Consider the following 13,024-nt stretch of genomic DNA (forward strand, 5'->3'; position numbering starts at 1 on the left):
GCCTTCTGCACGGCCTCGAGCACCGCCGGGTGGCCGTGGCCCAGGATCATGGGGCCCCAGGAGCCGATGTAGTCGATGTAGCGCTTGCCGTCGGCATCCCAGAAGTAAGCGCCTTGCGCGCGCTGCACGAAGCGCGGTGTGCCGCCCACGGCCTTGAAGGCCCGGACCGGGGAATTGACCCCGCCGGGAATCAGTTTTTTGGCGCGTTCAAAGAGGGCGTCGTTGCGGGAGGCGGTCTGGGAAGCGGTCTGGGAAGCGGCGGGCGGCTTAGTGTTTGGTTGTTCCATTGGGGGGCAGGTCAAGAGAGGGTTTGGACGTCAGCTCGACGTCGTCGTTGGTGTCGCCCGCTTCTTCYCCGGCTTCGTCCTCGGGGTCGACGTCGGCCTGCGCCCAGAACAGGCGGTCCGGCACGATGTTGCCCATGCCGGGGTGAAAGCCGGCGTCCAGGCTGTGGTCCAGGAAGGTCAGGGCCTCGGCGGTGGCCGCCTGCAGGTCGTGGCCGTTGGCGAGCAGGGCGCAGAGGGCGGCGGACAGGGTGTCACCGGCGCCGGCAAAGATCGCCTCGAATCGCTCGAATCGCTCGCTGTAGAGCACCGCCTGCGGCGTGGCCAGCACGTTGTCGATGAACTGCTCGGGCATGGGGATGCCGGTGACCAGCGTATAGGGCACGCCCAGGTCGGCGGCGGCTTTGGCGATGTCGCGGGCGGTGGGATTGCGCTCGCCGGGCCAGTCGGGAAGCAACCAGCGCCACAGGCTGCTGTGGTTGCCGACCAACACCGTGGTTTGCGGCAACATCAATTCGCGAAAGGCGTCCAGGTAGCTGTCGATCTCGCTTTCTTCCCACCAGGAAAGGTTGGGCATGTAGGCGATCAGCGGGACATCGGCATAATCCGAAGCGATTTCGGCGATGGTGGAAATGTTTTCGGGGCTGCCGACGAAGCCGACCTTGATGGCCGAGACCGGCATGTCTTCGAGCGCGGAGCGGGYCTGGTCTGTTACAGCCTCTTCATCGAAGGCGAAGTGGTCGAAAATCTCGGCCGTGTCGCGTACATAGGCGCCTGTTACAACCGCCAGCGCATGCGCGCCGGCCGAGGTGATGGAGGCGATATCCGCTGTCAATCCGCCAGCTCCGCTGGGGTCGTTGGCATTGAATGTCATGACGCAGGCCGGTGATGCGTCGGTGTCCTCGATTTGGAGCTGTCGGCTGTCCAGTTGAGGTGTTTTGGGGTTTGCCATAGGCTGCGATTTTGCCTTGTACGCGAATAAGCAACGCCGCCTCGATACAATTGTTGCATTCTATTCGAAGGCAACTTAAGCTGTGACTCAATCAACGACGTGGATGTGTTTAATTTGTGGCTGGATTTATGACGAAGCTGCCGGCGCGCCCGAACATGGCATTGCACCCGGGACGCCATGGGCCCAAGTGCCCATGAACTGGACCTGCCCCGAATGCGGGGCGCGCAAGGAAGACTTTGAAATGGTTCAGATCTAAGTGCCCGGCTACCAGCCTGGACAATCGCAGACCGGCGCCAACCGCCGGCGCCTGCAACATGAGGAGCATAGGCAGTGARCATTCCCAGTTCCGGACTGAAGGTTTTGGTCATCGATGACAGCAATACCATCCGGCGTAGCGCCGAGATATTTCTGAAGCAGGGTGGGCATGAAGTGTTGCTGGCCGAGGACGGGTTCGACGCCCTTTCCAAGGTCAACGACTACGAACCCCATCTGATTTTTTGCGACATCTTGATGCCGCGCCTCGACGGCTACCAAACCTGTGCCATTATCAAGCGCAATGTGAAGTTCTCTAACGTTCMCATTGTGATGCTGTCCTCCAAGGACGGCGTTTTCGACAAGGCGCGCGGTCGCATGGTGGGCTCGCAAGACTACCTGACCAAGCCTTTTACCAAAGATCAGCTGCTGCAGACCGTTCAGGAACTGGGCAGCGCCAAACAAGGAGTAGCGTGATGGCAATCAAGAAAATACTGGTAGTTGACGACTCCAAAACCGAATTGATGTTTCTGACCGATCTGCTGGTCAAAAATGGTTTCACGGTCAAAACTGCTGAAAATGCGGAAGATGCGTTCCGGCGCCTCGCAGAAGACAAACCCGAGCTGATCCTCATGGATGTGGTGATGCCGGGCCAGAACGGCTTCCAGCTCACGCGTGCCATCACGCGCGACCCGCTGTATTCCGATATTCCCATCATGATGTGCACCAGCAAGAACCAGGAAACTGACCGGGTCTGGGGCATGCGCCAGGGCGCCCGCGACTACATCACCAAACCGGTGGATGCGGATGAGCTGATGGCCAAGATCAAGGCCCTCGGCTGATTTACGGCGTAAAACCAAAGCATGGCGAATAGACAAGCCCTTAGAGAACTACAAACCCGGCTGGCCGACAGGTTGCAGATTGCGCGTACGCAAGGCGTTGCCGCGTCCTGGCTGGCCGTGGAAGCGGGCGGGAAAAAGTACCTGTTTCCGCTGAGCCAGTCCGGTGAAATTTTCCCCTGGGTTAGCACACAGCCTGTTCCGTACACGCAAAACTGGTTCGCCGGGGTTGCCAATTTGCGGGGCGGCCTGTTTGGCGTGGTGGATCTCGCCAGTTACGTGAGCGGCCAGGCGCCGCCTCCCAAAAATGAACTCGCGCGGACCGACTCCCGTCTCGTGGCGCTCAACAGCGCCCTGGAAGTCAACTGCGCGCTGCTGATCGACAAGCTCTCCGGGCTGCGCAACCAGGACGCGTTCAGCGATTTCTCCGAAAAAGCGCCCGACGCGCCGGATTTCTTTGGCAACCAGTATGTTGACCTCAACGGTGCAACCTGGCAGGAAATCAACCTTCAGTTGCTTGCCCAGCAAGCGCATTTTTTGACGATAGGCGCATAGCGCACACTGTTTCCCCCCGGAAGGCTCACCATGTCTGTAATTGAAAATATCCAGAAGCTGTTTAAAACCAAGTCCGTCCAGCCCGAGGACAGCATGGACATGGCTTCCGTCGGCACGCCGGATCCGCTGGCAACCGGCGCCATGGATGAAGCCTCCCTCCAGACCGCGGCAGTGCGGCGTGCGGACAGCAATGACGATGCCTTCGGGTCCAGCCGCATCGCGTCGGCAGAAGAATCGGTATCCGTCGCCAACCCCGAGCTCCTGTACCTGCCCATGCTGGGCCGCAAGACCATGGGTCAGCACCAGCGGTTTCTGGTGTTTTTCCTGGCTGTTTTCGTGATTGTTCTGGGTACGGTGACCTTCCTGGCGCTGAGCCAGGCCGACAAAATCGCTCAACAGGTGGCGGCGACCGGCCAGTCCCTGATGCAATCGCAGCGACTGGCGAAATCGGTGTCGCAGGCGCTGGTGGGCAGCGCCCAGGCTTTCCCCGACGTGCGCGAAAGCTCCGACGTGCTGGCCAAGACCGTGCGCGGCCTGAAGGCCGGCGAAGACAGCCTGCGCCTGGCACCGGTGAGCGAGGAACTGCAGCCCGATGTGGAAAAGGTGACCCCTTTCATGGAGCGCGCCGAAAAGAACGCCAAAACCGTGATGGGACAGCAGAACATTCTGACCCAGGTGGGTAACGCGCTGCGCACGATTAACCGCCAGTCTTCGGACTTGCTGGAAATCGCCGAAACCGTGTCTTCACTCAAGCTCCAGCAAAATGCGGCGCCGGCGGAAATTTCCGCCTCCGGCCAGCTGGTGATGTTGACCCAGCGTATCGGTAAATCCGCCAACGAATTCCTGACCATGGAAGGCGTGAGCCCCGAGGCCGTGTTCCTGCTGGGCAAGGACTTGAACTCCTTCAAGGAAATCGCCCAGGGCCTGCAGGAAGGCAGCCCCGAGCTGCGCCTGGCCGGCTCCAAGGACCCACAAACCCGTGAGCGCCTGGAGGCGCTGATGGCACTCTACGAACAGACCCGCGTGCAGGCCGGCGCCATTCTGGGCAACTTGCAGGGCCTGGTGTCCGCCCGTGAAGCGCAATCCTCCATCATTGCCGACAGCGAACCGCTTCGCCGCGGCCTGGAAGATTTGCAGGGTAAGCTGTCCTCGCAAACCGGTCTGAGCGTGGTTTCGCTGGGTATTCTGGCGGGCGCCGCCGCGCTTGCGCTGCTCTGCGCGGGTGGCCTGGCCCGTCTGCAGGTGCTGGACAGCCAGCAGCGCCAGGCGGTTGCGGAAACCCAGCGCCAGGAAGCGAAGGGCCAGGAACAGGACGCCAAGCGCGTCAACGACGCTAACCAGGCCGCCATTTTGCGTTTGATGAATGAGTTGCAGACAGTGGCTGAAGGCGATCTGACGCAGGAAGCGACCGTGACCGAGGACATTACCGGCGCTATTGCCGACTCGGTGAACTACACGGTGGAAGAGTTGCGCCAGCTGGTGGGTAACGTGCAAAACACGGCTACACGGGTTGCGCAAACGACGGCCCAGGTGGAAAGCACCTCCACCGAACTGCTGGCGGCGTCCACCGAGCAGCTGCGCGAGATTCGCGAAACCGGCCAGTCCGTGCTCGACATGGCGTCCCGAATCAATGAGGTGTCCACGCAGGCGCAGGAATCTTCCCAGGTGGCGCGCCAATCGCTGACCGCCGCCGAATCCGGCCTTCAGGCCGTGCAGAACGCCATCGGCGGTATGAATTCCATCCGTGACCAGATCCAGGAAACCTCGAAACGGATCAAGCGGCTGGGCGAATCGTCCCAGGAGATTGGTGAAATTACCGAGCTGATCTCGGACATTACCGAACAGACCAACGTGCTGGCGCTGAACGCGGCCATCCAGGCGGCGTCAGCCGGTGAAGCCGGGCGAGGCTTCTCGGTGGTTGCGGAAGAGGTGCAGCGACTGGCTGAACGTTCCGCCGATGCGACGCGCCAGATTTCGGCCCTGGTGAAAGCCATTCAGACCGACACGCAGGATGCCGTGGCCGCTATGGAACGCTCCACGCAGGGTGTGGTGGARGGGGCCAAACTGTCCGATAACGCGGGTACCGCGCTGACCGAGATTGACCAGGTGTCACGACGCCTCGCTGACCTGATTGAGCAGATTTCCRACTCCGCCTCACGCGAAGCCGCTTCGGCCAACGTGGTGGCCGGCAACATCCAGCACATTTTCGCGGTGACGGAGCAAACCGGAGAAGGTACCCGTTCCACGGCGCAGCAGGTGCGCGATCTTTCCCGCATGGCTGAAGAGCTTCGCCAGTCGGTGTCCCGATTCAAGATCGCCTGATGCCAGTTTGCCCGTCGTGCGCTGACCGCCGCCTTAGCCTCTGACACCGATTCCTGAACCGGCCCGCCATTTATGCAATCCAACGTCCCGAACTCAACCGCTGCCGAGCTCGATCTTGCGGTCAACGATCTAGGCCCCCTCGCATGGGTGCTTGACGAGCTTCGCAAGTCGCTGGACGGCGCTGCCAAGGCGCTCAAGCGTTTCGTGCGGGACGCGGAAGCCGCCCGTGGTTCCGATCTCACTGCCATCGATGCCAGCCAGCTGCGGATTGCCCGCCAGCAACTGCACCAGGCCGTGGGCGCGCTCGAAATGGTCGGCCTGGCCGGCCCCGCACTGGTGCTGCGCGCGATGGAAGCCGCAGTGCAGAAGTTTGTGCAGCAGCCCGAGCAATGCAACCAGGACGCCGCCGGCAAGATTGAACGGGCCAGCTTTGCCCTGACCGAATACCTCGAAGGCGTGCTGGCCGACAAACGCGTTTCGGCCGTGTCCCTGTTTCCCCAGTACCGCGACGTGCAGGAACTGGTGCGCGCCGACCGCATCCATCCCGCCGACCTGTGGCCTTTCGAATGGCGCTGGCTGGAGCCCGAACTCCCGGCCACGGCCGAACCGCGCAACTACGATGACAGCGCGCGCGCTGTGCTGGACCAGTCGGTGCTGCAGGTCATGAAGGGCAAAGCGCCGCAGGCCGCTAAAAACCTCAAGGAACTCAGCCTTGGATTTGCCGCACGGCAGGCCGATCGCCAGCCCCGTATCTTCTGGAAAATAGCCGCGGCCTACTTTGAAGCGGTCGCCAATGAACTGCTCGGCTCGGACCTGTATGTCAAGCGCGCCGCTTCCCGCATCCTGATGCAGTACGCGTCGCTGGCCAAAGGCGACACGGGTGTGTCGGACCGCCTGGCGCAGGACCTGCTGTTTTTCTGCTCGCAGGCGGTTTCCGCGCGCGCCAGTGACACGCCGGTGCTGTCGGCCGTGCGCTCGGCCTACGGCCTGAACCGCTTCAAGCCCGTCGATTACGAACTCGTCCAGTTCGGGCGTTTTGACCCGGCCCTGCTGGCGCAGGCTCGCAAGCGCATCACCTCGGCCAAGGAAACCTGGTCGTCGCTGTCCGCTGGGGACGCCAACAAATTCAAGACGGTCAGCGACCAGTTCAGCCTGGTGACCGATTCCCTGCTCAAGCTCCATCCGCCCAGCGAGCCGCTGGCGCAGGCCCTGAGCCGGGCCGTGGAAACCACGGTGCGCTCGGGTCATGCCCCCGGCATTGAACTGGCGATGGAAGTGGCCACGTCGGTGTTGTACCTGGAAGCCGCGTTTGACGACCTGGACCCTAACGACCCGCAACTGGCGGTGCGCACGGCCAACCTCGCCGAGCGCCTGGAAGGCGTCAGGGCCGGCGGGCAACCCCAGCCGCTGGAAGGCTGGATGGAAGAGCTGTACCGCCGCGTCAGCGACAAGCAGACCATGGGCAGCGTGGTGGGCGAGTTGCGCATCTCGCTGGGCGAGCTTGAAAAATCGCTGGATGTGTTTTTCCGCAATCCGCAGGACAAGGTGACGCTGCAAGCCGTTCCCGGGCAGCTCTCGCAGATGCGCGGCGTGCTGTCCGTGCTGGGGTTGGACCAGGCCTCCCACGCGGTGCTGCGCATGCGCGACAGCGTCGAGCAGATGCTGGTCACCGAAGTCGACGAGCAGCAGGCGCGCGCCGCGGGCACGTTCGAACACCTGGGCAACAACCTGGGTGCCCTGAGCTTCCTGATCGACATGCTGAACTACCAGCCTGCGCTGGCGAAGAAGCTCTTTGTCTACGACGACGAAAAAGGCGAGCTCCGGCCGCTGATGGGGCGCGCGCAGAACGCGGCGAGCGCCGCTTCGGCCGTTACCGTCAACAGCGACATGCTGTCCCAGGAAGTCATTTCCGTGGTGCAGGATGCCGGCCAGGGCGAAACCGACGCCAACCTCACCATCAAGCTCGATGCCCTGGCGACCCATGCGGCGCTGGCCGAACAGCCGGCTTTGGCCCAAACCGCGCGCGACGCCGCCGTTGCCGTGTCCGCAAGCGATGCCGACGCCGCCGCAACCGCAATGACGACGCTGGCGTTCACCGTGGCGCCGGCACCGGCCGCGCCTGCAAGCCCGGCCGCGTCCGACGACTTTGAAGAAGACGACCTGCGCGACATCTTCCTGGAGGAAGCGCGCGAAGTGATCGGCAACGGCCAGGAAGCCCTGGCCGCGCTGGCCTCGGATCCAGGCGACATTTCGCAGCTCACCGTCCTGCGGCGCGCTTTTCACACCCTCAAAGGCAGCTCGCGCATGGTCGGGCTCAACGAGTTTGGTGAAGCCGCCTGGTCGCTGGAGCAGATGCTCAACACCTGGCTGGCCGACCAGAAGCCCACTACCGACGAATTCAGGGCCTTGTCCTCCGAAGCCATGAGTGGTTTCGCCGACTGGATCGCGGACATCGCCGCGAACCAGGACGGCGCCTGGGCGGCGTCCACCTTCCGCGCCAGCGCCGATGCGATGCGCACCGAAGGTCGCTACAGCCCGCTGGTCCCGGCCGCCAAAGCCGCCGCCGCTCCTGCCCCCGTGGCCGTTTCCGACGCTGCGCCCGCCGCGGAGCCGGCTGCGGCCGAGGCATTCTCGCTGCCCGAATTTGAACTGGACGCCGGTACGTCCGCAGCCGCGAGCGCAGCACCCGACCCAGCGCAGGCGCCCGCGACCGACCTGGACTTTGACCTGGTATTTGACGACCTGGACGCCGCCGCGCCAGCCAAGCCCGCTGAGCCGGTGATTGCGCCCGCGGCCGAGATCGCCGGCATCGACTTCGACAGCCTGTCGGCGATTTCCGCGGACGCCGGTGTTCCTGCGGCCGCCGATACCGGCCCTGCGCTGGAACTGGACACGGCCGAAGCCATCGAGCTGTCCGACGCGGACTTCGACAAGCATTTCCATGCCGAAGCGGCCGAACCGGTGACAACCGGCCTGGCCGTCGACACTGACCTGAATTTCGATTTTCCTGCACCTGCACAGCCGCTCGCAGCGGCACAGGCCCCCGCTTTCGACGAACCCGCTCCCGTCCAGGAGCTGGATGCACTGGATCGCGTGGAAGCGACCGACAGCGCCATGTCCGCAGACGGCAGCGGCGATGAGCAGGTCAAGGTCATAGGTACTTTGCGCATCGGCATCCCGCTCTACAACGTCTACCTGAACGAGGCCGATGAATGGTCGCGCAGGCTGGTGACGGAAGTGAGCGAATGGTCGCTGGAGCGTAACCAGCCGGTCAGCGACTCCACCGTGGCCCTGGCGCATTCCCTGGCCGGCAGCTCCGCCACGGTCGGTTTCGACGCGCTGTCCGAAATGGCCCGCGCACTCGAGCAGGCACTGCAGCAATCCCGCGCGCATCACCGCAACGGCGCCGCCAAGTACGGCCAGATCTTTGTAGATGCGGCGGAAGATATACGCCGCCTGCTGCACCAGTTCGCCGCGGGCTTCCTCAAGGAGCCGGATGCCGGCGTGCTTGACCGCTTGCGGCAACTTGATTTCTCCGACTCGGTCCTGCCGCCCGGCACCGATTTTTCCGACTACGATTTCGCGCCCGAAGAGCCGGTCCTGGAGTCCGCTCCCTTGCCTGAGCCCGAACCGGAATTTGACCCGGTGCTCATGCAGGCCGTCGAGGAAACCCCCCTCATCGAAGTGCCCGTACCCGCCCCCGCACCTGTGCAGGCCGCGCCCGTGCCGCCGCCCGCCGCGTTTGTCGCGCCGCCGATGGCTGTCGCGCCGCCGGTGCGGCTGGTCACGCCGGCTGCGCCCGTCACGCAGAATTTCGGCGACGAAGAGGACGAGGAAATCGATGCGGTCGACGCGATCGACCCCGACCTGTTCCCGATTTTTGAAGAAGAAGGCGCCGAACTGATGCCCCAACTGGGCGGCGCGCTCCGGCAGTGGTCCTCGCGGCCCGACAACCAGGGCGCGCGCATGGAGGTGCTGCGTGCGCTCCATACGCTCAAGGGCAGCGCCCGGCTCGCCGGCGCCCTGCGCCTCGGCGAAATGGCGCACAGGATCGAATCCGAAATTGAGTTTCTCGGCTCCGATGCCGCGGCTTCGGCTGAGTTCGAACCGCTGATCAACCGTTTTGACGCGATGGAAGCGGCGTTTGAAGCGCTGCGCAACGCCGATGCGGCGGCTGCCGCCGCGCCCGTGGTGCTGGCGCCCCTTGCCGCTGCCGATCCTGAACCGGTCTCCGCGACTGTCGAAGCTGCCGCCACGCCCGGCGCTACTGAAACAGCGGTGGAAAGCCCCGCGCCTGCCGCTGCTGCGGCAGCCGGCTCGCGCAAACTCTCGGTGCCGGCACCGCAGACCATGGCCATGCAGCCCTTGCGGCAAGCAGCCAATGCCTCGATACGCGTGCGTTCCCAGTTGCTGGACCGCATGGTCAACCAGGCCGGTGAGGTCATGATCACGCGCTCGCGCCTGGAAGCCGAGCTCAGCCAGCTGCGCGGTTCGCTGAACGACATGAGCGGTAACTTGAACCGCTTGCGCCAACAGTTGCGCGACATCGAACTGCAGGCCGAAACCCAGATGCAATCGCGCCTCGCGCAGGCCAAAGAAGCCCAGGCCGGCTTCGACCCGCTCGAGTTCGACCGTTTCACTCGCGTGCAGGAACTGACGCGCATGATGGCTGAATCCGTGAATGACGTGGCGACCGTGCAGCGCACCTTGCAGCGCACGGTGGAAGCGACGGAAGACGACTTGATCGCCCAGGCACGCCAGACCCGCGAACTGCAGCGCGACCTGCTGCGCACGCGCATGGTGGAGTTTGAAGGCATTTCCGAACGCCTGTACCGCGTGGTGCGCCAGGCTTCCAAGGAAACCGGCAAACAGGTGAAGCTGGACCTGCTGGGCGGCACCATCGAGATGGACCGCGGCATGCTGGACCGCATGACCCCCGCCTTCGAACACCTGCTGCGCAACTGCGTAGCCCACGGCATTGAAAGCACCGAGACCCGCACCAACGCGGGCAAGGACCCGGTCGGCCTGATCACCGTCCACCTGCGCCAGGAAGGCAACGACGTTTCGGYCGATTTCAGCGATGACGGCGCCGGCCTGGACCTGCGCCGCATCCGCGAAAAAGCCGTCAGCCTCGGCATGATCGCGCCGGACCAGGCCCTGGAAGACAGCGACGCCGCCAACCTGATTTTCATGCCCGGTTTCTCCACCGCCGCCCAGGTGACCGAACTGGCCGGCCGCGGCATCGGCATGGATGTGGTCCGCTCCGAGGTCAACTCGCTGGGCGGCCGGATTGAAACTTCCACCGTGACAGGCAAAGGCACCCACTTCAAGCTGGTGCTGCCGCTGACCACGGCCGTGACGCAGGTGGTGATGATCCGCGCCGGCAACCTCTCGGTGGGCGTGCCCGCCAACGTGGTTGAAACCGTGCGCCGCGCGTCCGCCAAGGAACTGCAGCAGGCCTACAACACCGGCACGATGGAGATCGCCGGCGAATCCATGCCTTTCTTCTGGTCGGGCGCCCTGCTGCAAGCTTCGCACCACAGCGGCGAAGTCCAGGGCAAGACCACGCCTGTCGTGATTTTCCGAAGCGCCGCGCAGCGCATTGCCCTGCACGTCGATGAAGTTCTGGGCAACCAGGAAGTTGTGGTGAAGAATCTCGGGCCGCAGCTGTCGCGCCTGCCGGGCCTCGCCGGCATGTCCGTGCTGGCATCCGGCGCCGTTGTACTGATCTACAACCCGGTCGCGCTGGCTTCGGTGTACGGCCAGCAAGCCCGTGCCTGGAGCACCGACCGCGCCGAACCGCATGTGCTCGAAGGAGCCGGCGCCACGGCGGCAGGCGGCGCCGCGAAAGCGCCGGCCTTGATACCTTCCGCCCCGCAGATCCCGCTGATTCTGGTGGTCGATGATTCCATCACGGTGCGCCGCGTCACGCAGCGCCTGCTGCAACGCGAAGGCTACCGCGTCTCCATGGCGGCCGACGGTCTGCAGGCCCTTGAGCGCCTGCAGGAAGAGCGGCCCGCCGTGGTGCTGTCGGACATCGAAATGCCGCGCATGGACGGCTTCGACCTGGCGCGCAATATCCGCGCCGACGTGCGCTTGAACAACCTGCCCATCATCATGATTACCTCGCGCATCGCTGAAAAGCACCGCGAACATGCCAAGGAACTCGGCGTTGACCACTACCTGGGCAAGCCGTTCTCCGAAGAAGAGCTGATGAGCCTGGTGCGGCACTACTGCGCCGCCGAGACCGCGATCTCCGCCTGAGCTTCGGGCGGATTCACGCAGGCCGCCCCCCGCGCGGGGGCGGCTGTCTCAGGCCTTTGTTTTCACCACCGCATAGCGCTGCAGCGTCAGCGCACGGGCTTCGTCGTGCTGCACGATGGGCAAGGGGTAGTCCTGGCCGAGCACCACGCCCGCGGCGGCCAGTTCCAGCGGCCTGGCCAGCCAGGGGCTGTGGATGGCAGTGGCGGGCAGCTTTGCCAGCGCCGGCACGTACCGGCGGATGAAACTGCCGTCCGCATCGAACTTTTCGCCCTGGCTGACCGGATTGAAGATCCGGAAGTAGGGTTGCGCATCGCAGCCGGTGCTTGCCGCCCATTGCCAGCCGCCGTTGTTGGCTGACAGGTCGAAATCATTGAGATTTTCGGCAAAGTAGCGTTCGCCCCTGCGCCAGTCGATGCCCAGGTCTTTCACCAGGAAGCTCGCCGTCACCATGCGCAGACGGTTGTGCATATAGCCGGTCTGGTTGATCTGCGCCATCGCGGCGTCGACCAGCGGGTAGCCTGTGCGGCCTTCGCACCAGGCCTGGAACAGCCTGTTGGCCTTGTCGCCGCTTTCCCAGGCGATCGCATCGTACTCAGGCTTGAACGCGCTGTGCGCGGCGTGCGGGAAGTTGCCCAGGATCTGCGCGTAAAAATCCCGCCAGATCAATTCACTGAGCCAGGTCGCGGCGCCTTCGCTGTCACGGTGCTCCGGGCTCAGCGCCGCGGCGGCCAGACGGCGGATCGACACCGTGCCGAAGCGCAGGTGCACGCCCAGGTAGCTGGGCCCCTTGACGGCGGGGAAGTCGCGCGCCGACTTGTAGTTCGCCATACGGCCTTTGAACTCCTCAAAAAGCCGGTCGGCACCTTCGCTGCCGGTGGGTATCTTCAGCGCCGACAGATTGGTTTTCTCAAACCCGAGTTCGGCCAGCGAGCGAATGGCGCGCTTTTCATCGGGCACGGCCGCCAGTGCTGCCGCGTAACGCGCTACCGGGTAAGGCTTGAGGTAAAAATCGTCCACCTTTTTGAGCCAGGCATTCTTGTAAGGCGTGAACACCGTGTAGGGCTTGCCCGCCAGCGTCAATACCTCCTGGCGCTCGAAGATCACGTGGTCCTTGAAGCTGTGGAAGGCCACACCCCGGCCTTCCAGCGCGGCCTGCACGGCGGCGTCGCGCGCGAGGGATTGGGGCTCATCGTCATGGTTGGCGAACACCGCGTCAACGGACAGCTCCGCAGCCATCCGGGGCACGGCCTCGCCGGCATGGCCATGCACCATGATGAGGCCCGCATGCGGCTTGCCATTCGCTGCGCCCAGCCGCTGCAGCTGGCCGCCCAGGCTCAGCACGGATTCGTGTATGAATTCCACACGGCGGTCGGCCCGGGGCAGGGTGTCCAGGATGTCCCGGTCGAACACGAAGACACAAAACACCTGCTTACAAGCCTTGAGCGCGTGGTGCAGCGCGGCGTTGTCCTGGGCCCGCAGGTCGCGCCTGAACCACATCAGGCCGGCCCGGTATTTCTTTTGCATGGTGGGATGGTAGCGAAAGGCCCGCATGCCGT

The 13,024-nt window shown here is 64.1% G+C and carries 9 protein-coding genes; 6 read left to right on the top strand and 3 right to left on the bottom strand.

What is annotated here, in order from left to right:
• Together AC1D0P_RS00005 and thiD are read right to left on the bottom strand one after the other, a co-directional pair.
• Positions 1-287 (bottom strand): aminotransferase class III-fold pyridoxal phosphate-dependent enzyme (locus AC1D0P_RS00005; protein ID WP_477674796.1); only part of this gene is annotated, 287 nt, incomplete at its 3' end.
• Positions 268-1,236, bottom strand: coding sequence for a bifunctional hydroxymethylpyrimidine kinase/phosphomethylpyrimidine kinase (gene thiD / locus AC1D0P_RS00010; RefSeq protein ID WP_477674797.1), 969 nt, complete (start codon positions 1,234-1,236; stop codon positions 268-270). The genes thiD and AC1D0P_RS00005, both read right to left, overlap by 20 nt.
• 82 nt (positions 1,237-1,318) lie before the next feature.
• On the opposite strand from thiD, the gene AC1D0P_RS00015 reads away from it, so the two are divergent.
• From AC1D0P_RS00015 to AC1D0P_RS00040, 6 genes are all read left to right on the top strand, one after another.
• The gene (locus AC1D0P_RS00015) at positions 1,319-1,492 is read left to right on the top strand and encodes a rubredoxin (protein ID WP_074576308.1); all 174 of its coding nucleotides are present in this window, start codon (positions 1,319-1,321) and stop codon (positions 1,490-1,492) included.
• 74 nt (positions 1,493-1,566) lie between these two features.
• Positions 1,567-1,965, top strand: a complete 399-nt coding sequence (locus AC1D0P_RS00020; RefSeq protein WP_477674798.1) for a response regulator — start codon at positions 1,567-1,569, stop codon at positions 1,963-1,965.
• Positions 1,965-2,330 carry a response regulator transcription factor gene (locus tag AC1D0P_RS00025; RefSeq protein WP_007864987.1) on the top strand — a complete coding sequence of 122 codons (366 nt, stop codon included), beginning with the start codon at positions 1,965-1,967 and terminating at the stop codon, positions 2,328-2,330. The genes AC1D0P_RS00020 and AC1D0P_RS00025 overlap by 1 nt, the downstream gene beginning before the upstream one ends.
• 21 nt (positions 2,331-2,351) lie before the next feature.
• The gene (locus AC1D0P_RS00030; RefSeq protein ID WP_436156479.1) at positions 2,352-2,882 is read left to right on the top strand and encodes a chemotaxis protein CheW; all 531 of its coding nucleotides are present in this window, start codon (positions 2,352-2,354) and stop codon (positions 2,880-2,882) included.
• 30 nt (positions 2,883-2,912) lie between these two features.
• Positions 2,913-5,204: a methyl-accepting chemotaxis protein gene (locus AC1D0P_RS00035; RefSeq protein WP_477674799.1), complete on the top strand. Its 2,292-nt coding sequence runs from the start codon at positions 2,913-2,915 to the stop codon at positions 5,202-5,204.
• Between the two features lie 72 nt (positions 5,205-5,276).
• Positions 5,277-11,468 (top strand): hybrid sensor histidine kinase/response regulator, encoded by a 6,192-nt coding sequence (locus AC1D0P_RS00040; RefSeq protein ID WP_477674800.1) that lies wholly within the window; start codon positions 5,277-5,279, stop codon positions 11,466-11,468.
• A gap of 48 nt (positions 11,469-11,516) precedes the next feature.
• Here AC1D0P_RS00040 and AC1D0P_RS00045 read toward each other — a convergent pair whose 3' ends face one another.
• Entirely contained in the window at positions 11,517-12,992 is a 1,476-nt protein-coding gene (locus AC1D0P_RS00045; protein WP_477674801.1) for a cryptochrome/photolyase family protein, read from the bottom strand.
• Between the last annotated feature and the right edge of the window lie 32 nt (positions 12,993-13,024).

The sequence above is a fragment of the Polaromonas sp. P1_G2 genome, from assembly GCF_056405515.1.